The following is a 19936-nucleotide window of genomic DNA, read 5'->3' as shown; positions in this document are numbered from 1 at the left end:
GCTCAATCATCACGGCCACACCTTCCGCGCAGTCGTCCGTTCAGGAGAGCCGCCGTGAGCCGCTGTAGGAACAGAAGCACCTCCGCCATAGCCGCCGCCGTCACCGCCCTCGCCGTCCTCACCGCCTGCGGGGGCGGTGAGGACTCCGCCCCGGCGGCCGACGGCAAGCCGGTGACCATCACCTTCTGGGGCTGGGCCAAGGGCACCAAGGAGACCGTGGACGCCTTCAACGCGGCGCAGAAGGACATCCGGGTGAAGTTCGAGGAGATCCCGGCGGGCGGCGCCGGCGGCTACGCCAAGATCTCCAACGCGGTCAAGGCGGGCAACGCCCCCGACCTGGTGTCCATCGAGTACCCCTCGCTCCCGGAGTTCGTCAGCCAGGGCGCCCTGAAGGACATCCGGCTGCCGGAGGAGGTCAAGGGCAAGCTGCTGCCGCAGGCGGTGGAGCTGACCACCCTGGGCGGGAAGAGCTGGGCCGTCCCCTTCGACGCCGCGCCGCAGGCCTTCTACTACCGCAAGGACCTGTTCGAGAAGTACGGCGTGGAGGTGCCGAAGACCTGGGACGAGTTCCGGGCCGCGGCCGAGAAGGTGAAGAAGGCGAACGCCAAGGCGCGGATCGCCACCTTCTTCCCGGACGACCCGACCACCTTCGAGGCGATGGTCTGGCAGGCCGGCGCCCAGTGGTTCAAGGCCGAGGGCGACACCTGGAAGATCGACACCACCGACGCGGCCACGGCGAAGGTCACCGGCTACTGGCAGGACCTGCTCGACAAGGACCTGGTCCACAACGACGTCTCCTTCAGCCCCGAGTGGACCGGCTCGCTGAAGAACGACTCCACCATCGGCTATCTGGGGGCCTCCTGGGGCGCCGGAGTGCTGAAGGGCACCCTGCCCGAGCAGAGCGGCAAGTGGGCGGTGGCGCCCATGCCGAGCTGGGACGGCAAGCCCGCCAGCGGGATGCTGGGCGGCTCCACCTTCGCGGTGACCAAGGACAGCGGGCACGCCGAGGCGGCCGTGGAGTTCGCCACCTGGATGGCCACCACCGAGCAGGGTGTCAAGGCGCGGATCGGCTCCGGGACCTCCAGCGCCTTCCCGGCCGCCACCGAGCTGCGCCCGGTCGCCAAGTCGGCCTTCGACGCCGGGTACTACGGCGGCCAGGACATCTACCGGCTCTTCGACGAGGCGGGCGCCTCCATCAAGGGCGGCTGGGCGTGGGGCCCGACCACCGGCACCACCAACACCACCATCAAGGACCAGCTCGGCAAGGTCTCCGGCGGCTCCACCACCATCGCCGACGCGGTCCGGGCCGGCCATGAGGCCACGGTGGCCGAGCTGAGGAAGCGCGGCCTGAAGGTCGAGGGCTGAGGACGTGACGGACCGCGTCACAGCCGGCCGGCCGGTACCCGGCAGCCCCGCGCCCGGACAGCCGGCGGCCGACCCCACCGCTTCCGGCAGCCCGGCGGCCGAGCCCACCGCCTCCGGCCGCCCCGCGCCGGGCCACCGCGAGGCCGCCCGCTCCGGATCCGGCAGTACGGCAGCCGAACACCCCGACACCGCACCCTGCACCACCGACCACCCCACCCCCAGCGGCTCTCCCGCCGCCCACCCCGCCCCCGGCGGCCCCGCCCCCTCCCCTGCCGCCGTCCGGCCCGGTGGGCGGAGTGGGGCGCGGGCCCGGGCGGGGGCGGCGGCCCTGCTGCTGGCGCCGTTCTTCGTGCTGTTCGCCGTGGTGATGGTGCTGCCGATCGGCTACGCGCTCTGGCTGAGCCTGTTCACCGAGAAGCAGTCCGGGCTCGGCTTCGGCGGCACCGAGACCGTCTTCAGCGGACTGGGCAACTACACGGCGGCGCTGGGCGACGCGGCCTTCCGCGAGGGCTTCCTCGTGCTGTTCGGCTACTGCCTGGTCTACATCCCGCTGCTGCTGGCCGGCGGACTGGGGCTGGCGCTGCTGCTGGACTCGGCGCTGGCCCGGGCCCGCCGCTTCTTCCAGCTGGCACTGTTCCTGCCGCACGCCGTCCCCGGCATCATCGCCGCGCTGATCTGGGTGTACCTCTACACCCCGCAGCTCAGCCCGGTGGTGAAGGCCATGGAGGCCGGCGGAATCGGCTTCGACTTCTTCTCCCCCTCCGGCGCCCTCCCCTCGGTGGTCAACATCGCGCTGTGGGAGTGGCTCGGCTACAACATGGTCATCTTCTACGCCGCCCTCCAGGCCATCGACCGCTCCGTCCTGGAGGCCGCCACCGTGGACGGCGCCGGGGCCTGGCGCACCGCCTTCTCCATCAAACTCCCCCTGATCCGGGCGTCCGTGGTGATGGTCGCCCTGTTCACCGTGATCGGCTCGCTCCAGTTGTTCACCGAGCCGCTGATCCTCAACAAGGGCACCGGCTCCGCCGTCACCTCCACCTGGACGCCCAACATGTACGCGTACACCGCGGCGTTCGACCGGAACGACTACGGGCTGGCCGCCGCCGCCTCGGTGCTGCTGGCACTCACCGCCGCACTGCTCTCGTTCGCCGTCACCCGCCTCGCCGGCAACCGTGAGAAGAAGAGCAAGGAGCGCACGGCATGAGCGCCACCACCCCTGTTCGGCCCGGCCCCCGCCGCTCGGGGCCCTGGCTGTCGAAGGCCGCGGTCAACGGCGCCCTGCTGCTCTCCGCCTGCTACATGCTCTTCCCCCTCGTCTGGCTGGTCACCGCCGCCACCAAGGACGCGGGCGGGCTGCTCGGCGGGAACGCCTTCTCCTTCGAGGGGTTCGACCTCGGCGGCAACCTCGCCCGGCTCGCCGAGTACGGCGACGGGGTCTACTTCCGCTGGTACCTCAACAGCCTGCTCTACGCCGGTGGCGGCGCTCTGGTCTGCTCCTTCGTCTGCATCGCGGCCGGCTACGCCTTCGACACCTATGACTTCCGGGGCAAGGAGAAGCTGTTCGGCGTGGTGCTGATGGGCGTGCTCGTGCCCAGCACCGCGCTCGCCCTGCCCATGTACCTGCTCGCCAGCAAGACCGGGGTGGTCAACAGCTACTGGGCGGTGCTCGTCCCCGTCCTGGTCAACCCCTTCGGGGTCTACCTCTCCCGGGTGTTCTGCGCCGGCTACATCCCCGGCGAGGCCCTGGAGGCGGCCCGGATCGACGGCGCCGGGGAACTGCGCACCTTCTGGTCCATCGGGCTGCCCATGGTCATGCCGGGTCTGGTGACCGTCTTCCTCTTCCAGTTCACCGCCATCTGGAACAACTTCTTCCTCCCTCTGGTGATGCTCTCCGACCAGCAGCTCTTCCCACTGAGCCTCGGCCTGTACGCGTGGAACAGCAACGCCCACGCCGAGCCCGGCTTCTACCCCCTCGTCGTCACCGGCTCCCTGCTCGCCGTGGTCCCCCTCGTCGTCGCCTTCGTCTCGCTGCAACGCCACTGGAAGGCGGGACTGACCGCCGGCAGCGTCAAGTGACCCCGGTGAGGACCCCCAGTGAGACCCTCTGTGAGGAGTTCGACTTCCACCATGCACCCCGCCACTGACAACCGGCCCGAGCGGCAGCCGGAGAAACGGCCGGACCACCGGCCCGAGCGGCAACCGGAGAAACGGCCGGACGACCGGCCCCCGCTGCTGCTGGCGATGGGCCCCGGCGTCCCCGGCCGGCTGCTCACCGAGGCCCACCGGGTCCGGCTGGCCGAGTTGAGCCGGACCGATCCGCGGCTGGTCGCCCATGACCTGGCCGCGCCCACCCCCCGTGTCGCCGCCGCGCTCGCCGAGGCGGAGGTGCTGCTCACCTGCTGGGGCGCCACCCCGCTCACCGAGGCCGTACTGGACCGGGCGCCCCGGCTGCGGGCCGTGGTGCACGCCGCCGGGTCGGTCAAGCACCATGTCACCGAGGCCTGCTGGGAGCGCGGCATCGTTGTCACCTCGGCGGCCGCCGCCAACGCGCTGCCGGTCGCCGAGTACACGCTCGCGGTGATCCTGCTGGCCGGGAAGCGGGTGGGCCGCGCCGCCCGCCGCTACGCGGAGCTGCGCGAGGGCCACGACTGGCTGGCCGAGCTGGCCGACAGCGGCAACTACCGCCGTACCGTCGGAATCGTCGGGGCCTCCCGGATCGGGCGGCGGGTGATCGAGCTGCTGCGCCCCTTCGACTTCCAGGTGCTGCTGTACGACCCGTATCTGACGGACACGGAGGCGCTGGCGCTCGGCGCCGTACGCACCGGTCTGGACGAGCTGTGCGCCCGCTCCGACGTGGTCTCGGTGCACGCGCCGCAGCTCCCCGCCACGTACCGCATGATCGGGGCCCGGCAGCTGGCGCTGATGCCGGACGGGGCGACGCTGGTGAACACCTCGCGCGGGTCGCTCGTCGACGAGCGCGCGCTGCTGGGGCACCTCACCCCGGGGCGGCTGAGCGCGGTGCTGGACGTCACCGATCCGGACGTACCGCCGCCCGGCTCGCCGCTCTACACCCTGCCGAACGTGCTGCTCACCCCGCATATCGCCGGTTCGCTCGGCAATGAGCTGCACCGGATGGCGGACGCGGCCCTGGACGAGCTGGAGCGCTACGCGCGCGGGCTGCCGTTCGCCGACCCGGTGCACCCCTCGGAGCTGAGCCGGTCGGCATAAGGACATCCGGAGACGCACCGAGGCCCGGTGCCCCCGCGACGGGGGCACCGGGCCTCGTATGTCTGACCGGCGTGGCCTCACGGCCGCCGGGTGCGTCAGTGGGAGTGGCCGTGGCCGTGGCCCGCGTCCGCCGGCTCCTCTTCCTTCTTCTCCACGACCAGGGTCTCGGTCGTGAGGAGCAGGGAGGCGATGGAGGCGGCGTTCTCCAGGGCGGAGCGCGTCACCTTGACCGGGTCGATGACGCCGGCCTTGACCAGGTCGCCGTACTCGCCGGTGGCGGCGTTGAAGCCCTGGCCCTTGTCGAGCTCGGCCACCTTGGCGGTGATCACGTAGCCCTCAAGTCCGGCGTTCTCGGCGATCCAGCGCAGCGGCTCGACGGCGGCGCGGCGGACGACGGCGACACCGGTGGCCTCGTCGCCCTCCTTGCCGAGGTTGCCCTCCAGCACCTTGACGGCGTGGACCAGCGCGGAGCCACCACCGGAGACGATGCCCTCCTCGACCGCGGCGCGGGTCGCGGAGATGGCGTCCTCCAGACGGTGCTTCTTCTCCTTCAGCTCCACCTCGGTGGCGGCGCCGACCTTGATCACGCACACGCCGCCGGCCAGCTTGGCGAGGCGCTCCTGGAGCTTCTCGCGGTCCCAGTCCGAGTCGGTGGTCTCGATCTCGGCCTTGATCTGGTTCACCCGGCCGGTGACGTCGTCGCTGTTGCCGCCGCCGTCGACGATCACGGTGTCGTCCTTGGTGACGGTGACGCGGCGGGCGGTGCCGAGCACCTCCAGGCCGGCCTGGTCGAGCTTGAGGCCGACCTCCTCGGCGATGACGGTGGCGCCGGTGAGGGCGGCCATGTCGCCGAGCATCGCCTTGCGGCGGTCGCCGAAGCCGGGGGCCTTGACCGCGACCGCGTTGAAGGTGCCGCGGATCTTGTTGACGACCAGGGTCGACAGGGCCTCGCCCTCGACGTCCTCGGCGATGATCAGCAGCGGCTTGGAGCCACCGGCCTGGATGACCTTCTCCAGCAGCGGCAGCAGGTCCTGGATGGCGCCGATCTTGCCCTGGTGGATCAGGATGTACGGGTCGTCGAGGACGGCCTCCATACGCTCCTGGTCGGTCACCATGTACGGGGAGAGGTAGCCCTTGTCGAAGGCCATGCCCTCGGTGAAGTCCAGCTCCAGGCCGAAGGTGTTGGACTCCTCGACGGTGATGACACCGTCCTTGCCGACCTTGTCCATCGCCTCGGCGATGAGCTCGCCGACCTGGCTGTCCTGGGCGGAGAGCGCGGCGACGGCGGCGATGTCGCTCTTGTCGTCGATCGGGCGGGCGGTGGCGAGGAGCTCCTCGGACACGGCCTTGACCGCGGCGTCGATGCCCTTCTTCAGGGCGGCCGGGGAGGCGCCGGCGGCGACGTTGCGCAGGCCCTCGCGGACGAGCGCCTGGGCGAGCACGGTGGCGGTGGTGGTGCCGTCACCCGCGATGTCGTTGGTCTTGGTCGCCACCTCCTTCACCAGCTGGGCGCCGAGGTTCTCGTACGGGTCCTCGACCTCTACCTCGCGGGCGATGGTGACGCCGTCGTTGGTGATGGTCGGGGCGCCGAACTTCTTGTCGATGACGACGTTGCGGCCGCGGGGGCCGATGGTCACCTTGACCGTGTCGGCGAGCTTGTTGACGCCGCGCTCAAGGGCGCGACGGGCGTCCTCGTCGAACTTCAGGATCTTCGCCATGGGAGCGTTCCAAGTCCTCTCGATTGCGATCGTCGGGCGCGCTCGGGCGCGCCGCCATCGCCGGTGAAAAAGAACCGCGCCCCTCGCGCCCGGCGTTGTCGGCGGGGTGCCAGGGGCGCAGCTCGTCAAGCGTTCAAGCTTTCAGCGGTCGTGCTCCGCGGCCGGGCCGCGGTGCTGCCGCTGAGGTGACTTACTTCTCGACGATCGCGAGGACGTCGCGAGCCGAGAGGACGAGGTACTCCTCGCCGCTGTACTTCACCTCGGTGCCGCCGTACTTGCTGTACAGCACGATGTCGCCGGTCTTGACGTCGAGCGGCAGGCGCTCGCCGTTCTCGAAGCGGCCCGGGCCCACGGCCAGGACGACGCCCTCCTGGGGCTTCTCCTTGGCGGTGTCCGGAATGACCAGGCCAGAGGCGGTGGTCTGCTCGGCGTCGAGCGGCTGGACCACGATGCGGTCCTCAAGCGGCTTGATGGCAACCTTGGAGCTGGTGGTCGTCACGATCCGACCTCCCCCTTCGGAGATCTCACGGGGTCAACTGTCTGAGGTGGCGACCAGGTCGATCCGTCGTCGCGGGTGCCGGACCTGCCCGTCGCTGTGTTGGCACTCTCCAGTGGGGAGTGCCAGACCAGAGACTATGACCGTGATTAGCACTCGGTCAAGCGGAGTGCCAGGCGAGCGCCGCCGCGTCGGGATCAGGACCCCTGACTGGGGTCGCTGTCGGCGAGCCAGCCCTTGGCCGCCGCGGCGCCGAGGGCGGCGTGCCAGGCGGTGGCCATCTTGGCGTAGCCGGCGTCATGCGGGTGGAGCTTGTCCATCAGGTCGGCCGGGGTGAGCGCGCCCATGTCGGCGAGCAGGATCCGGCGCCCGGCGGCGGCGCGCTGCTGGACGATCCGGCGGACCTCGGCGTTGTAGACGGCGATCCTGGCCCGCAGTGCGGCGGTCCGCGCGGGGACCAGGGTGGCCACCACCAGGGTCGCGCCGGGGGCGTCGGCGTGCAGCTGGTCGACCAGCGCCGCGAGGTGGGCGGGGGCGGTGGCCGGGTTGCCGCGGTTCATGTCGTTGGTGCCGGCGTGCAGCAGGATCACGTCCGGGTGCCGCACCGGCACCGAGGCGGCGGCGTCCTGGGCGATCCGGCGGATCAGGGCGCCGGGGTGGCCCTCGTTGTCGAGGTCGGCGAAGTCCCCGGAGCGCCGGGAGCCGACGAAGTCCACCGCGAGGTCGGCGCGGAGGCTGCCGAAGAGCACGCCGCGGTAGCCGGAGCGGGTGGAGCTGCCGACACCGAAGGTGATGGAGTCGCCCAGCGGCATGATCTGCAGCGGCCGCCGCCGCTCCAGGCCCGCTCCACTGAGGCTGCCGGTGGCGCCGCCCGCCCGGCCGTCGGCCTGCTCGTGCCGGTCCCGGCCCTGGTGCCCGCCGGGCCGGGCGTCGCCGCGGGCGGCGGAGGCGTCGGTGACCCGGCCCGGCGATACGGCGTGCGCGGGCGGCGCGGCGGGGGCGTCGGCGGTGCCGAGCACGGTGGCGGCCAGCGCGGCGGCGGCGACCCCCGCGGCGGTGAGCGCCAGCGCCCAACGGGCCGGGCGGCGCCGGCGGTCGCTCCGGTACGGGGACGGCGACGAGGACGGGGAAAGGGACGGGGCCCCGGCCGGGCCACTGGTCGGCGAAGTCCCCTGTCCGGGCACGCGTTCTGACACGGAGGTCCCCCCAAGGTGCGCTCCGGCCGGCGGTCGGTGTCCCGGCCGGCTCGACTCTCCGTCAAAAAACGTTAAGCCATCCGACGTCAGGGACTTGACCATCCATATGACGATCAGCTAACGGACATGTTCCAACCTGCCGTCAGCGCCCGTCACCGCCCGCGCGCGGGATCCCGCTCAGACGTAGTCCTCCAGCCGGGCCACGGCGTACCCCTTGGCGGTGATGACGTTCATGACCTGGCGGACCATGTCGGCCATCGAGCCCTCCCAGTCGCCCTTGCCGCGGAAGTGGCTGAGGATGATGTCGCCCGGGTGGAGGTCGCGGTCCCACTCGCGCCACTCCATGTGGTCCGCGAAGGCCTCGGACGCCCAGAGCGGCACCGCCTTGACGCCGCAGGACTGGGCGGCGCGCAGGGTGTCGCTGTCGTAGTTGCCGTAGGGCGGGCGGAACAGCGGCGGCCGCTTGCCGTACTTCTTCTCGATGACGTCCTGCATGCCGCAGATCTCCTGCTTCTGCTCCTCGTAGGAGAGCGCGGGCAGATAGCGGTGGTTGAGCGTGTGGTTGTGCAGGGCGACACCCCGCTGCTGCATCTGCTTGAAGTAGCCGTAGTCCTCCTTGACCAGGTAGTCGCTGAGGAAGGCGCTGTAGGGCAGGTTCAGCTCGGTCATCATCCGCAGCAGCTCGGGGTCCTTCTCCGAGCCGTCGTCGATCGTCAGGAAGACGATCTTCTCCTTGGTGGGGACGGTGGTGAAGACCGGCGGCAGGGACGGGTCGCCGACCTCGAAGCCCTTGCGGAAGGTGATCTCGGGCTTCTTCGCCGGGGGCGCGGGCGCGGGGAGCGGGACCTGCCGCAGCCCCCACCTGCGGGCGGCGACCACGCGGGCGGCCTGGACCTTCCGGGTCTTCTCGGCGTATGCGGCGAGGGCGCCGGCCGCACCGGCGGCCTGCTCGGGGCGGGGCTGCCCGGCGGCCCCGGGGGCGCCCGCGCCTCCGCTTTCGGCCGTCGCGCAGGCGGAGCCGAGGGCGGCGAGGGTCAGCGCGCAGAGCGCGATCCGCGCCCGGACCCCGACCCGTCCGCCAAGCTTTTGACCTTTTTGTCTTACTAGATGCATGGCGCGCATCCTGTCAACGCCCCGCCTCGTGTACGGGCGACGCCGCCGGGAGGGCCCCGGACCATGACCCGGCTGGCCCACAATGGGGCAGGTGACCGACCACTCCGCCGCTGCCGCCCCCGCGCCCCGCACCGCCCTTGACGCCTTCGACGCGCTGCTCACCGACGAGGGGCAGGCCCTCCTCGCCGAGCTGCGCGACTTCGCCCCGTCCGAGGAGCTGGCGGTCGTCTCCCGGCTGCGGCGCGAGCACCCGGCCGAGCTGGTGACGGCGGCGGTCGCGCAGGCCCGGCTGCGGCAGCGGGCGGTGGCCAAGTTCGGCGCGGCGGACGCGTACCGGATGTACTTCACGCCCGGCGGTGTCGAGCAGTCCACCCGCGCCCCGGTGGCCGCCCACCGGGCGGCGCGCTTCGCCGCGCTGGGCGTGGGCAGCGTGGCCGATCTGTGCGGCGGGATCGGCGGGGACGCGATCGCGCTGGCCCGGGCGGGCATCCGGGTGCTGGCGGTGGACCGCGACCCGCTGGCGGTCGCGGCGGCCCGCGCCAACGCCGCCGCCCTGGGCCTCGCCGACCTGGTCGAGGTGCGCCGCGCCGATGTCACGGAGGTGGACACCTCCCCCTACGACGCGGTGTTCGTGGACCCGGCGCGGCGCGGCGGCCGGGGCCGGATCTTCGACCCGGAGGCCTACTCACCGCCGCTGTCCTGGGCGGTCGGCGCGGCCCGTACCGCGCGGCACGCGGCGCTGAAGATCGCGCCCGGCATCCCGCACGAGGCGGTGCCGCCGGAGGCGGAGGCGGAGTGGGTCTCGGACGGCGGGGACGTCAAGGAGGCGGTGCTCTGGTTCGGTACGCGTCCGGGCGCCGTGACCGCGACCCTGCTGCCCGGCCCGCGCACCCTCACCGGGCGCGGGCTGCCCGACCCGGCGGTCCGCCCGCTCGGGCGCTACCTCTACGAGCCGGACGGCGCGGTGATCCGCGCGCATCTGGTGGCGGAGGCGGCCGAGGAGCTGGCCGGCGGGCTGATCGACGCCACCATCGCGTACATCACCACGGACACCGCCGCCCCGACCCCGTACGCCACCGGCTATGAGATCACCGACGAGCTGCCGTTCAGCCTCAAGCGGCTCAAGGCGCTGCTGCGGGAGCGGGAGGTGGGCACCCTGACGGTGAAGAAGCGCGGCTCGGCGGTCGAACCGGAGGAGCTGCGCCGCAAGCTGAAGCCGAAGGGGCCGAACGCGGCCACCGTCTTCCTCACCCGCGCGGCGGGCGCCCCGGTGATGTTGGTGGGCCGCCCCCTGGCCTGAACCCGCCTCGGGAGGCGTACGGGCGCCCGTCCGGCCAGGCGCCGCGCCCGGCGAGGTCGAGCACCAGGGCGGCGATGTTCCAGGCGTCGTCCTCGCCCCGGTGGTGGCGCCCCTCCAGCGGCAGCCCGGCCACCTCCAGGGCCCGGGCCATCCCGGGGCGCCGGCCCAGCCCGTATGCCTCCGTGAACACGGCCTTGGCGTTGATGTGCCGGCGCCCGAAGGGATACGGCGTGGACGTGGCCTCGCACTGGCGGGTGAACTGCTTGCGGTCGTAGTCGCCCCAGCTCGCCCAGGCCCGCTTGCCGGCCCGGTGCTCGGCGGCCAGCAGCCGGCAGGCCTCGGCGAAGTCCACCCCGCGGGCGACCTCCTGGGGGGTCAGCCCGGTCAGCTCGGTGCAGAACGCGCTCACCGCCGACCGCTTCGGCCGCACCAGGATGCGGTGCCGGGCGATCCGCTCCCGCGCGACCAGGTCCACCACGGTCAGCCCGACCTCGATGATCTCGCTCACCGCGCCGGGCGGCGGCTGACCCTCCCAGCAGGTCGCCTCGATGTCCACCACGTTCAACAGGGCCCCGGTCATGGCGGTGAGCCTAGGGACGGGCACCAGCGGGGTCACCCGGTTTTCCGCCCAGCCGCACCGCCACGCGGTAGTGCCCGGCCGCCTTCACCAGGCCGAGCAGCCCGTTGACCCAGAGGATCATCCCGGCGCCCATGGCGAAGACGACCTCCGCGAAGGTGGTGGAGCCGGGCCGGGCGGCGGCCGGTACGGCGAAGCAGAGCCAGAGCCCGGCGGCGCACTGGACGAACCCGAGCAGCAGCCAGAGCAGGCTGAGCCCGGGCGCCCGCAACCGGGGGTCGCGCACCGGGGCCGGGTCCAGCGCGGCCCACTCCAGCAGCCGCGCCCGGGCCACCCGGTCCCGCCGCACCCCCTCGACCACTCCCCACACCGCGAGGGCGAGCCCGACCAGCCCCAGCCCGGCGACGAGGATGACGACCAGCGCCGTCAGCGGGTCCACGGCCCCGTCCACGACGGACACCAGCCCCAGCCCGAAGACCCCCCACGCGCCCTGGAGCGCGGCCAGCATCAGCAGATACCTACCGAGTCGCCGTACGCCCAGCAGCCGGGCGCTCGACTCCCCGACCGCCCGCTCCCGGTCCGCCCGCCGGGCCCCCTCGTCCGGCCAGCTCCGCAGATACGGCGGGGGCGGGGGCGGCGGCAGCGGGGTGGTTCGACTCGGCATCCGCCGAGGTTAGTCGGCGCCCGGGGACTCACTCGCCACGAGGGTGGCGCGTGCCTCGTCCAGGACCCGGCCCGCCTCGGCCGCCGCCTGCCGGGCCTCGGGCTCCTCGCCCGTCGCGGCGATCTGCTCGGCCTCCCGCAACCGTGCCGCCAGCCGGGGATGGCGCTGGATCTCGACATACAGCGCCCACTGAGCGGTGAACCGGCGCAGCGGCGCCGGGTCCGCACCGAGCAGCGCCCGGTCCGCGGCCCGGTCGAGCTCACCGGTGAAGGCGGGCAGCGCGGCCGGGGCGATCCGCGCGACGGCCGCCCGCAGCGCGGCGGCGGTGGCCGGCGGCCGCGGGATCAGGGGGTGGTCCGACGAGCTGAGGGTCATGCTCCACCATCCGGTCCGGGTGTCCATGTGTCCAGGTCACCAGGCTGCCAGAGGTGGCCGCGGGCTCAGACCACCAGCCGCAGCACCGTCTCCGCGATGCCCAGCCGTACGCTCTGGCCCCAGGTCAGCTCCAGGGCGTCGGCCTCCATGCCGTCCCCGAAGACCACCAGCCGGTCCGACTCCACGGTCAGCCGCAGGCCCTGACCCCGGCCCAGTTCGCCGGCCACCCTGGTGGTGCCGGTCGCGGGTGAGGGCCAGGCCTCGCGGACGAACCACAGCAGGCGGGGGTCGCACGGGGCGGGCAGCGGGGTGGTGCTGCCGCGCTCCAGCCACAGTGAGCGGAGCCAGCCGGTGGCGCCGGTGCCGGTGCCGACCAGCAGCCCGGAGGAGGCCTGGGCCTCGCCCTGGTCCCGCTCGCCGTCGGGGCCCAGCCGGTAGCGGGCCGTCTGGTGGCCGGGCGGGCCCAGATAGATCTCGTTGAGGGCCAGCAGGCGCTGGGTGTCGTCGGCGACGGCCTCGACCATGGTCAGCTCCTCCGCCCGGCCGCCCGCGGCGCTCGCGGCACGGAGCAGGGCCGCCGCGTCGGTACGGCGGTGGCGGACCAGGACGCCCGGGTTGCGCCCGGGGTCGGTGTCGATGCCCACCACCGGCTGCCCGCCCAGGTACTTCGCGGTGTTGGCGACCAGCCCGTCCTGGCCGACCACGACCACCACGTCCTCGGGGGCGAACAGGAAGCGGTCCAGGTCCGCCCGCTCCACCCGGGTGGAGCGCCAGGTGAGCGGCACCGCCGCCGCCACCTCCCGCAGCGCCTGCTCGGTGCGGTCATGGCGGCGGGCCACCTCGTCGATCGAACGGCCCCGGCTGGAGAGGAAGAACGCGGCCTGCCCGTGCGTCCCGTGCCGGGCCAGCAGCTCCTCGTACTCGGTCCTGCGGTGCACCAGCACCGCGCGCGGGGCGAGGCTCACGCGTCCGTACCGCCGTGCGGGCGCCCGAGCCTGGACAGCAGGGAGGTGAGCACGTCCGGGGAGAGGGTGACACTCTCGATCCTCGGCAGGTTCTCCGCCAGCCGGGTGGCCGCCAGGGCGTGCAGGGTCGCCGGGTCGCTCTCGCCGTGCACCCGCAGCCAGGCCGCCTGGGCCTCGGCGCGCGCCGCGCCCGCCACCCGGGCCGCCTCCGCATGGGCGCCGGCCAGCCGGACCGTACGGGCCGCCTCGGCCTCGGCCTGCACGCCGTCCGCCGCCGCCTTCTCCTCGGCCTCCCGGCGGCTGTTGGTGCCGCGCTGCTCGACCAGCTGCTCCTCCCGCCGGGCCAGCTCGATCTGGCTGGCCAGCTCGTTCTCGGCGATGGCCCGTTCCCGTTCGACGGCGACGGCCCGCCGCTGGTAGGTGGCCCGGTCCGCCTCCTGCTGGATCTGCTCGCGGGCGGGGGTGCGCAGGGCGCGCTCCACCTCCGCCTCGGGGCGGATCGCCACGACCCGGACCGCCACCACCTCGATGCCGGTGTCCGGGAGCCGGGGCTCGGCGGCCAGACCGGTGGCCACCCGTTCCCGCACCGCGGCGACGCCGTCCACCAGGGCGGCGGCCAGCGCGGTGCGGGCCAGCACATCCAGCGCGTGCTGCTGCGCGGTCTCGGTGAGCAGGGTGGCCAGCTGCTCCAGCGGCGCGCCGCGCCAGCTCCCGGTGTCCGGGTCCACCGAGAAGTCGAGCCGCTCCGCCGCCTTGGCCGGGTCGCTGACCCGGTACGTGACGGTGGCCTGCACGGTGACGTCCTGGAAGTCGGCCGTACGGGCGTGGAACGCCATGGCCAGCTCGCGGTCGTCGACCGGGACCTCGGAGAGCGCCGCTGACAGCGAGCGGTACCAGAAGCTGAGCCCCCGGCCGTCATGGGCGAGGCGGCCGCGCTTGTGGTGGCGGATATGGGCGGTGGGCGCGGAACGCAGATGGCGCCAGCCCAGGCGCCGGGTGATGTCGGCCATGACAGGCCCCCCTCGGCTCGATGTCGTCAGTACGACGATAACGAGCCTGACCGCTTATCGTCAATAGGACGGGAAGGGGAGGTGCGGCGGGCGGGACCGGCCTCGCGTCCCAGCCCGGCCTACCATGCGCGGATGATTACCTGCGTGGTCCGGTATGTGATCGACCCGTCGCGGATCGAGGCGTTCGAGCGCTTCGGGCGCCGCTGGATGGAGCTGGTGGACCGGCACGGCGGCACCCATCACGGCTACTTCCTGCCCGGGGAGGGCGCCAGCGACGAGGCGCTGGCCCTCTTCAGCTTCCCGAGCCTCGCGGCGTACGAGCGCTACCGCGCACGCTTCGGCCAGGACCCGGAGTTCGTCGCGGCCGACCGCATCCGGGACGAGAGCGGCTGCGTCCTGCGGTACGAGCGCACCTTCATGCGCCCGATGCTGCCGGGCGGCGCCGAGCCGGAGCAGACATCCCCGTAAGGCCCCCGAGGCTCAGCCCCCGGCCACCTCCACCGAGGTGAAGCGCCAGCGGTGGACCGGGCGGGCGAGGAGCTCGGCGGGCGGGTCGGGGAGCTCGGGCACCTCGGTGCCCTCGGGGGCGTCCCACCAGGTCAGTACCAGCACCCGGTCGCCGGGGGCGGTGAAGGTCTCTCGGCGCGACGGGGCGAGCCCGGGATCGGACGGCGGCCGCTGCGCCCGGGCCCAGGCCAGCAGCTCGGCGCCCCGGCCGTCGGCGGCGCGGGCCTCCCACATCAGGGTCAGGGTCACGGACACTCCCGAATCGGGGTCACGAGTACAGGTTCTCCTTGCTGACCTCGTGCACATGGTCGTGATCGTGGTGATGGCCCGGGACATGGGGGTCGGTGACCGGGAGGGAGGAGTCCGCGGGCAGCTCCAGATCGGAGGCGGGCCGGTTGCGGGCGACCATCTCGGCGCCGAGCGCGGCGACCATCGCCCCGTTGTCGGTGCACAGCTTGGGGCGGGGCACCCGCAGCCGGATACCGGCCCGCTCGCAGCGCTCGGCGGCCAGGGCCCGCAGCCGGGAGTTGGCGGCCACCCCGCCGCCGATCATCAGATGGTCGACGCCCTGGTCCTTGCAGGCGCGCACCGCCTTGCGGGTCAGCACATCCACCACCGCCTCCTGGAAGGAGGCCGCCACATCGCGTACCGGCACCTCCTCGCCGGCCGCCCGCTTGGCCTCGATCCAGCGGGCCACCGCGGTCTTCAAACCGGAGAAGGAGAAGTCGTACGCGGGGTCCCGCGATCCGCTCAGTCCGCGCGGGAAGGCGATGGCGTTCGGGTCGCCCTCCTTGGCGAGCCGGTCGATCACCGGGCCGCCGGGGAAGCCGAGGTCCAGCACCCGGGCGATCTTGTCGAAGGCCTCGCCCGCCGCGTCGTCGATGGTGGCGCCCATCGGCCGGACGTCGGCGGTGATGTCGGGCGCCAGCAGCAGCGAGGAGTGCCCGCCGGAGACCAGCAGCGCCATGGTCGGCTCGGGCAGCCGGCCGTGCTCCAGCTGGTCCACGCAGATATGCGAGGCGAGGTGGTTCACCCCGTACAGCGGCTTGCCCAGCGCGTAGGCGTACGCCTTGGCCGCCGAGACACCGACCAGCAGCGCGCCCGCCAGCCCGGGCCCTGCCGTCACCGCGATGCCGTCCAGGTCGCGGGCGGAGATCCCGGCTTCCTTCAGCGCCCGCTCGATGGTGGGGACCATGGCCTCCAGGTGGGCCCGGGAGGCGATCTCGGGCACCACACCGCCGAAGCGGGCATGGGTGTCGACGCTGGAGGCGATGGCGTCGGCGAGCAGGGTGGTGCCGCGGACGATTCCGACGCCGGTCTCGTCGCAGGAGGTCTCGATGCCGAGGACGAGGGGTTCGTCAGCCATGGTTCTCGAATCCTGGTAGTGCGCCATGGTTCTCAGTTCCTGATCGTGCGTGGTCGTCGTCCGTGCCGGGGCGGGCGGAGGGGGTGGGGAGGGCCGGAGGGGCGGGGTCGGCAGCCGGGACCGGAGGCGGTCCGGCGGGGTCGGCCGCGAGTTCCAGCCGCATCACCAGCGCGTCCACGTTCCCCGGCTGGTAGTAGCCGCGCCGGAAGCCGATGGGCGCGAAGCCGAAGCGCTCGTACAGCTTCTGCGCGCGGGTGTTGTCCACCCGTACCTCCAGCAGCACCTCGGCGCACTCGAAGGCGGTGGCGTGCTGGAGCAGATCGGTCAGCAGCCGGGCGCCGAGCCCGGTGCCCCACTGGTCGCGGGCGGCCGCGATGGTCTGCACATCGCCGAGACCGCCCGCGGCGGCCAGCCCCGCGTACCCGGCGAGCCGGCCGTCCGCGGTCTCGGCCACCACATAGCGGCGGGAGGCGCGCGGCCCGCGGGCGTGCGCCAGCTCGGACCAGAACATCCCCTCCGACCAGGCGTCCTCCGGGAACAGCTCATGCTCCAGGACCAACACCGCCGGGATGTCCCACCAGCGCATCTCGCGCAGGACGATCCCGGTCACCGGGGTGTGACCACCTTGTAGTTCTTGGGGACCTGCGCGTCCGGGCGGCGCAGATACATCGGCTGGGGCTCCTCGAACGGCTCCCCCGCGGCCAGCCGCTCGGCGGCCAGCGAGGCGAGCGCGGCGGCCGACTGGTGCTCGGGGTCGCGGGCCTCCGGGAACGCCTCCCCGTACAGCCGCGCCCCGGCGCCCACCACGGGCAGCCCGGCCACGGCCTCGGCGATCTCCGCCGGGCGGTCCACCGCGGGTCCGCCGATCCGGGTGCGGGAGTCCTTGTACCGCGCCCAGTAGACCTCCTTGCGGCGGGCGTCGGTGGCCACCACGAAGGGCTCCTCGATCCCGGAGGCGTAGGCGAGGCCGTCCAGGGTGCACACCCCGTGCACCGGTACGCCGCCGAGCGCGGAGGCGAAGGTCGCGGCCGTCACCAGGCCGACCCGCAGCCCGGTGTACGGGCCGGGGCCGACGCCGACCACGATGCCGGTGACCTCGTCCAGCGCCCGCCCGGACTCCTTCATCACCCGGTCCACGGCGGGGAGCAGCAGCTCACCGTGGCGGCGCGCGTCCACCTGACTCGAACGGGCGATGACGGCCGAGCCGTCGTGCAGGGCGACGGTGACGGCGGGGGTGGCGGTATCCAAGGCGAGCAGCAGCACAACGAACAGCCTACGGCTCCCCGGGGCCGGGCATGCCGCCCCGGCCCCGCGCTCCGATCCTGCTACGGTCACACCGGGTAGGCATATATGTGAAATGGGTGACGACATGGCCGTTCGAAGTGCGCATCTGGTGGCGGGTCTCACCGCGGCGGCCGCCCTCACCATCGCCGGCTTCGCCTACCAAGCGGCGACCAACGTCCCGGCGGCGCTCACCTCGGGGGCGCGCGCCGGGGACGCGACCCTGGCGGCGCGCGCCCCGGGCGCACAGGAGGTGCCCGGCCATCCGACCGCGCTGCCGAAGGACTCCGGCGAGGGCCCCCGGGTGGTGTACGCACTGGGTGGGCGGCGGGTCTGGCTGGTGGACGAGGCCGGCAAGGTGGCGCGGACGTTCCCGGTGTCACCGAGCACGGTCCATCCGCCCGTCGGCACCTACCAGGTCTCGTCCCGCTCGAACAGCGTGGCCGGCTCGGACGGGGTGCGGATCGAGCATGTGGTGCGGTTCGCCACCGTGGAGGGAGTGACGGTCGGGTTCAGCGCGGCGGTCGACGGCTCCACGCCGCCGACCGACCCGGCCCGCAAGACCGGGGGCATCCGGATGAAGCGCGCGGACGGCAACGCGATGTGGTCCTTCGCCACGGTCAACTCGAAGGTCGTCGTCGTCGGCTGAGGCCCCCGGAGTAGCTCCTCAGGCCGCTCGCGGCGGGGCCTCCGCACACCCCTCGGCGCCGGTCGCCCCGTCCCCCGCGGCCTCTTCGGGGTTCTCCCGCAGCAGCCGGGGAGGGGTGGACACCGCGCTGGCCGCCGCGCACGACGCCAGCAGGTCGCGCATCGACACGTCCGTCTCGGGCCCGTCCTGCTTCGACCTCGGCATGGTTGCCTCCCGGGGCTCCATAGGGCGTAGGTTAGGTACACCTAACCAAGTCCTGGTGTCCATGGGACCACGCCTTACACGCCCGGTGCAACATGGTGCCGACATCTTGTCGGAAAGTACGGAGCCGGGTGTTCCTGTTGCTAGGGGTGGGCCGCCGCCAGGTCGACTCCGGCCCAGCGTCCGCCGATGCCGGTGAGGGTGATCTGCCGCCGGTCGTCGTCGGTCTCCCCGACGACCCGGTCGATGACGATGTGCAGCCGGTCCTCGGACAGCTCCTCGACCTTGCCCTCGCCCCACTCGACCACCACCACCGACTCCGGCAGCGAGACATCGAGGTCCAGGTCCTCCATCTCGTCCAGACCGCCGCCGAGCCGGTAGGCGTCCACATGGACCAGCGCGGGCCCGCCGGTCAGCGAGGGGTGTACGCGGGCGATGACGAAGGTCGGCGAGGTGACCGCGCCCCGCACCCCCAGCCCCTCACCGAGCCCGCGGGTCAGCGTGGTCTTCCCGGCGCCCAGCTCGCCGGTGAGCAGGACCAGGTCGCCGGGGCGCAGCAGCGCGGCGAGCGCCCGCCCGAGGGCCTGCGTCTGGTCGGGCGAGTGGAGGGTGATCCGGGCCGCCGCCTCGGCGGCCGGGGAGTGCGGTGCTTCCATAGCCGCCAACGGTAGCCCGTACGGAGTGGGGGCCGGCGAACCGGCGACCGGGGCCGGGTCAGGCGGGCCGGCTCAGCTGCCGCCCGTACGGCAGGAGTCCGGGTCCGGGTCCTGGGCCGACGCGGGCAGGACGCCGACCCGGTCCAGCAGGCGCAGCAGCAGCCGGTCCACCGCCTCGGGGTGCTCCAGCATCACCAGATGGCCGCCGTCCGGCACCAGCACCAGTTCGGCGTCGGGCAGCAGCGCGGCGATGGCCTCGGTGTGCGAGCTGGGGGTCACCAGGTCCTGCTGACCGGCCAGGGCCAGCGACGGGACCTCGGCGAACACCGCCAGCGCGGCCACCTTGTCGTGCTCGTTGAAGGCCGGGTAGAACTCGGCGACCACGTCGATCGGGGTCGACTCGATCATGCGCTCGGCGAACCGGGCCACCGCCGGGTCCACCTCGGCCGACGAGAAGGAGTACCGCTTCACCAGCCCCGCGAACAGGTCGGCGGTGGCCCGGCGGCCCTTTTCCACCAGCTCCGCCTGGGAGCCGAGCGCCCGCAGTATCTGCGGCAGCACCCGGCGCACCGCGTTGACCCCGGCGACCGGCAGCCCGTAGTTGACCTCGCCGAGGTTGCCGCAGGAGGTGCCGACGAAGGCGGCGCCGACCACCCGTTCGCGCACCAGCTCCGGGTACTGCTCGGCCAGCGCCATCACCGTCATCCCGCCCATGGAGTGCCCGACCAGCACCAGCGGCCCCTCGGGCGCCGCCGCGTCCAGCACCGCGTTCAGATCGCGGCCGAGCTGGTCGATGGTGACCGGCACCGCGTCGGGCCCGCGCTGGGCGGCGCCGCGCGCGGAGCGGCCGTGGCTGCGCTGGTCCCAGTGGACGGTGCGGACCAGACCGCGCAGGGCCGCCCGCTGGAAGTGCCAGGAGTCCTGGTTGAGGCAGTAGCCGTGGCTGAAGACCACGGTCACCGGCGGGCGGCCGGGGGTACCGGCTCCCTCGGCTTCCTCGGCCTCGTCCACCTCGTAGTAGAGCTCGGTGCCGTCGTCGGCCCGGGTCTTGCCGGGGACGCCGCGCAGGGCCCCGTAGGGACCGGCCGCGTCCAGCGCGAGGCGGGCCTTGCGGCGCATACCGCGGCCGACGGTGAGCCGTTCGATGGCCACCCCTGCGGCCGCGCCCGCGGCCATCACTCCTATGGCGGCGCCCGCCAGACCGGCGCGCCGCCAGGCGGCCGAGCCGACCGGCATCGGCACGGGCATCGGCACCTCCGGTACGGCGGA

Annotated in this window: 23 protein-coding genes; 7 read left to right on the top strand and 16 right to left on the bottom strand. The window is 73.4% G+C overall.

What is annotated here, in order from left to right; genetic code table 11:
• Window positions 1-54 precede the first annotated feature (54 nt).
• From ABZ945_RS02505 to ABZ945_RS02490, 4 genes are all read left to right on the top strand, one after another.
• Window positions 55-1365, top strand: coding sequence for a sugar ABC transporter substrate-binding protein (locus tag ABZ945_RS02505; RefSeq protein WP_361262552.1), 1311 nt, complete (start codon window positions 55-57; stop codon window positions 1363-1365).
• A gap of 328 nt (window positions 1366-1693) precedes the next feature.
• Window positions 1694-2569: a sugar ABC transporter permease gene (locus ABZ945_RS02500; RefSeq protein ID WP_361262936.1), complete on the top strand. Its 876-nt coding sequence runs from the start codon at window positions 1694-1696 to the stop codon at window positions 2567-2569.
• Window positions 2566-3441 carry a carbohydrate ABC transporter permease gene (locus ABZ945_RS02495; protein WP_361262550.1) on the top strand — a complete coding sequence of 292 codons (876 nt, stop codon included), beginning with the start codon at window positions 2566-2568 and terminating at the stop codon, window positions 3439-3441. Before ABZ945_RS02500 ends, ABZ945_RS02495 begins: the two co-directional genes overlap by 4 nt.
• 165 nt (window positions 3442-3606) lie before the next feature.
• Entirely contained in the window at window positions 3607-4593 is a 987-nt protein-coding gene (locus tag ABZ945_RS02490) for a hydroxyacid dehydrogenase (RefSeq protein ID WP_361262933.1), read from the top strand.
• A gap of 95 nt (window positions 4594-4688) precedes the next feature.
• Here the strand turns inward: ABZ945_RS02490 and groL are convergent, their stop codons facing one another.
• From groL to ABZ945_RS02470, 4 genes are all read right to left on the bottom strand, one after another.
• Window positions 4689-6311, bottom strand: a complete 1623-nt coding sequence (groL, locus tag ABZ945_RS02485; protein WP_361262547.1) for a chaperonin GroEL — start codon at window positions 6309-6311, stop codon at window positions 4689-4691.
• Window positions 6312-6501: 190 nt separating this feature from the next.
• A complete protein-coding gene (gene groES, locus ABZ945_RS02480) occupies window positions 6502-6810 on the bottom strand; it encodes a co-chaperone GroES (protein ID WP_010471835.1) in 309 nt (102 codons plus the stop codon).
• Window positions 6811-7004: 194 nt separating this feature from the next.
• A complete protein-coding gene (locus ABZ945_RS02475) occupies window positions 7005-8003 on the bottom strand; it encodes an SGNH/GDSL hydrolase family protein (RefSeq protein ID WP_361262543.1) in 999 nt (332 codons plus the stop codon).
• 177 nt (window positions 8004-8180) lie between these two features.
• Window positions 8181-9116: a polysaccharide deacetylase family protein gene (locus tag ABZ945_RS02470; protein ID WP_361262540.1), complete on the bottom strand. Its 936-nt coding sequence runs from the start codon at window positions 9114-9116 to the stop codon at window positions 8181-8183.
• Between the two features lie 82 nt (window positions 9117-9198).
• Here ABZ945_RS02470 and ABZ945_RS02465 point away from each other — a divergent pair, with 82 nt between their 5' ends.
• A complete protein-coding gene (locus ABZ945_RS02465; RefSeq protein ID WP_361262537.1) occupies window positions 9199-10416 on the top strand; it encodes a methyltransferase domain-containing protein in 1218 nt (405 codons plus the stop codon).
• Here the strand turns inward: ABZ945_RS02465 and ABZ945_RS02460 are convergent.
• The 5 genes from ABZ945_RS02460 to ABZ945_RS02440 all read right to left on the bottom strand — a co-directional run bounded on the left by ABZ945_RS02460 (window position 10364) and on the right by ABZ945_RS02440 (window position 14007).
• Window positions 10364-10996, bottom strand: a complete 633-nt coding sequence (locus ABZ945_RS02460) for a 3'-5' exonuclease (protein ID WP_361262534.1) — start codon at window positions 10994-10996, stop codon at window positions 10364-10366. The genes ABZ945_RS02465 and ABZ945_RS02460 overlap by 53 nt on opposite strands.
• Window positions 10997-11006: 10 nt before the next feature.
• On the bottom strand, window positions 11007-11501 hold the full coding sequence (locus ABZ945_RS02455) for a hypothetical protein (RefSeq protein WP_361262531.1): 495 nt from the start codon (window positions 11499-11501) through the stop codon (window positions 11007-11009).
• A gap of 165 nt (window positions 11502-11666) precedes the next feature.
• Window positions 11667-12032 (bottom strand): hypothetical protein, encoded by a 366-nt coding sequence (locus ABZ945_RS02450; RefSeq protein WP_361262529.1) that lies wholly within the window; start codon window positions 12030-12032, stop codon window positions 11667-11669.
• Between the two features lie 65 nt (window positions 12033-12097).
• Window positions 12098-12997 carry a hypothetical protein gene (locus tag ABZ945_RS02445; protein ID WP_361262526.1) on the bottom strand — a complete coding sequence of 300 codons (900 nt, stop codon included), beginning with the start codon at window positions 12995-12997 and terminating at the stop codon, window positions 12098-12100.
• Window positions 12994-14007, bottom strand: coding sequence for an SPFH domain-containing protein (locus ABZ945_RS02440; protein WP_361262523.1), 1014 nt, complete (start codon window positions 14005-14007; stop codon window positions 12994-12996). The genes ABZ945_RS02445 and ABZ945_RS02440 overlap by 4 nt, the downstream gene beginning before the upstream one ends.
• Before the next feature lie 132 nt (window positions 14008-14139).
• Here ABZ945_RS02440 and ABZ945_RS02435 point away from each other — a divergent pair, with 132 nt between their 5' ends.
• The gene (locus ABZ945_RS02435; RefSeq protein WP_361262520.1) at window positions 14140-14475 is read left to right on the top strand and encodes an NIPSNAP family protein; all 336 of its coding nucleotides are present in this window, start codon (window positions 14140-14142) and stop codon (window positions 14473-14475) included.
• A 12-nt stretch (window positions 14476-14487) separates the two neighbouring features.
• Here the strand turns inward: ABZ945_RS02435 and ABZ945_RS02430 are convergent, their stop codons facing one another.
• The 4 genes from ABZ945_RS02430 to tsaB are packed head-to-tail and all read right to left on the bottom strand — an operon-like array spanning window position 14488 to window position 17143.
• Window positions 14488-14763 (bottom strand): hypothetical protein, encoded by a 276-nt coding sequence (locus tag ABZ945_RS02430; protein ID WP_361262517.1) that lies wholly within the window; start codon window positions 14761-14763, stop codon window positions 14488-14490.
• A gap of 19 nt (window positions 14764-14782) precedes the next feature.
• Window positions 14783-15880: a tRNA (adenosine(37)-N6)-threonylcarbamoyltransferase complex transferase subunit TsaD gene (gene tsaD, locus ABZ945_RS02425; protein ID WP_248632481.1), complete on the bottom strand. Its 1098-nt coding sequence runs from the start codon at window positions 15878-15880 to the stop codon at window positions 14783-14785.
• The gene (rimI, locus tag ABZ945_RS02420) at window positions 15873-16466 is read right to left on the bottom strand and encodes a ribosomal protein S18-alanine N-acetyltransferase (RefSeq protein WP_361262930.1); all 594 of its coding nucleotides are present in this window, start codon (window positions 16464-16466) and stop codon (window positions 15873-15875) included. The genes tsaD and rimI overlap by 8 nt, the downstream gene beginning before the upstream one ends.
• 20 nt (window positions 16467-16486) lie before the next feature.
• The gene (gene tsaB, locus ABZ945_RS02415) at window positions 16487-17143 is read right to left on the bottom strand and encodes a tRNA (adenosine(37)-N6)-threonylcarbamoyltransferase complex dimerization subunit type 1 TsaB (protein ID WP_361262513.1); all 657 of its coding nucleotides are present in this window, start codon (window positions 17141-17143) and stop codon (window positions 16487-16489) included.
• 106 nt (window positions 17144-17249) lie between these two features.
• Here tsaB and ABZ945_RS02410 point away from each other — a divergent pair, with 106 nt between their 5' ends.
• Window positions 17250-17810, top strand: a complete 561-nt coding sequence (locus ABZ945_RS02410) for a hypothetical protein (protein ID WP_361262509.1) — start codon at window positions 17250-17252, stop codon at window positions 17808-17810.
• An 18-nt stretch (window positions 17811-17828) separates the two neighbouring features.
• Here the strand turns inward: ABZ945_RS02410 and ABZ945_RS02405 are convergent, their stop codons facing one another.
• The 3 genes from ABZ945_RS02405 to ABZ945_RS02395 all read right to left on the bottom strand — a co-directional run bounded on the left by ABZ945_RS02405 (window position 17829) and on the right by ABZ945_RS02395 (window position 19915).
• Window positions 17829-18014: a hypothetical protein gene (locus ABZ945_RS02405; protein ID WP_361262507.1), complete on the bottom strand. Its 186-nt coding sequence runs from the start codon at window positions 18012-18014 to the stop codon at window positions 17829-17831.
• Between the two features lie 140 nt (window positions 18015-18154).
• Window positions 18155-18667 carry a tRNA (adenosine(37)-N6)-threonylcarbamoyltransferase complex ATPase subunit type 1 TsaE gene (gene tsaE, locus ABZ945_RS02400; protein ID WP_361262504.1) on the bottom strand — a complete coding sequence of 171 codons (513 nt, stop codon included), beginning with the start codon at window positions 18665-18667 and terminating at the stop codon, window positions 18155-18157.
• A 72-nt stretch (window positions 18668-18739) separates the two neighbouring features.
• On the bottom strand, window positions 18740-19915 hold the full coding sequence (locus ABZ945_RS02395) for an alpha/beta hydrolase (protein WP_361262927.1): 1176 nt from the start codon (window positions 19913-19915) through the stop codon (window positions 18740-18742).
• Window positions 19916-19936 lie beyond the last annotated feature (21 nt).

Source organism: Streptomyces sp. NPDC046887, from assembly GCF_040644755.1.
GTDB lineage: Bacteria > Actinomycetota > Actinomycetes > Streptomycetales > Streptomycetaceae > Streptomyces > Streptomyces lichenis.
This window is presented reverse-complemented; position numbering and strand designations above follow the sequence as displayed.

Excerpts from the sequence above, each read along its gene's own strand:
- ABZ945_RS02495 (WP_361262550.1), top strand. The coding sequence starts at position 2,566 with ATGAGCGCCACCACCCCTGTTCGGCCCGGCCCCCGCCGCTCGGGGCCC.
- ABZ945_RS02490 (WP_361262933.1), top strand. The coding sequence starts at position 3,607 with ATGGGCCCCGGCGTCCCCGGCCGGCTGCTCACCGAGGCCCACCGGGTC.
- groL (WP_361262547.1), bottom strand. The coding sequence starts at position 6,311 with ATGGCGAAGATCCTGAAGTTCGACGAGGACGCCCGTCGCGCCCTTGAG.
- ABZ945_RS02470 (WP_361262540.1), bottom strand. The coding sequence starts at position 9,116 with ATGCATCTAGTAAGACAAAAAGGTCAAAAGCTTGGCGGACGGGTCGGG.
- ABZ945_RS02465 (WP_361262537.1), top strand. The coding sequence starts at position 9,199 with ATGGGGCAGGTGACCGACCACTCCGCCGCTGCCGCCCCCGCGCCCCGC.
- ABZ945_RS02460 (WP_361262534.1), bottom strand. The coding sequence starts at position 10,996 with ATGACCGGGGCCCTGTTGAACGTGGTGGACATCGAGGCGACCTGCTGG.
- ABZ945_RS02455 (WP_361262531.1), bottom strand. The coding sequence starts at position 11,501 with ATGCTGGCCGCGCTCCAGGGCGCGTGGGGGGTCTTCGGGCTGGGGCTG.
- ABZ945_RS02450 (WP_361262529.1), bottom strand. The coding sequence starts at position 12,032 with ATGACCCTCAGCTCGTCGGACCACCCCCTGATCCCGCGGCCGCCGGCC.
- ABZ945_RS02440 (WP_361262523.1), bottom strand. The coding sequence starts at position 14,007 with ATGGCCGACATCACCCGGCGCCTGGGCTGGCGCCATCTGCGTTCCGCG.
- ABZ945_RS02435 (WP_361262520.1), top strand. The coding sequence starts at position 14,140 with ATGATTACCTGCGTGGTCCGGTATGTGATCGACCCGTCGCGGATCGAG.
- tsaD (WP_248632481.1), bottom strand. The coding sequence starts at position 15,880 with ATGGCTGACGAACCCCTCGTCCTCGGCATCGAGACCTCCTGCGACGAG.
- rimI (WP_361262930.1), bottom strand. The coding sequence starts at position 16,466 with ATGCGCTGGTGGGACATCCCGGCGGTGTTGGTCCTGGAGCATGAGCTG.
- ABZ945_RS02410 (WP_361262509.1), top strand. The coding sequence starts at position 17,250 with ATGGCCGTTCGAAGTGCGCATCTGGTGGCGGGTCTCACCGCGGCGGCC.
- ABZ945_RS02405 (WP_361262507.1), bottom strand. The coding sequence starts at position 18,014 with ATGCCGAGGTCGAAGCAGGACGGGCCCGAGACGGACGTGTCGATGCGC.
- tsaE (WP_361262504.1), bottom strand. The coding sequence starts at position 18,667 with ATGGAAGCACCGCACTCCCCGGCCGCCGAGGCGGCGGCCCGGATCACC.
- ABZ945_RS02395 (WP_361262927.1), bottom strand. The coding sequence starts at position 19,915 with ATGCCCGTGCCGATGCCGGTCGGCTCGGCCGCCTGGCGGCGCGCCGGT.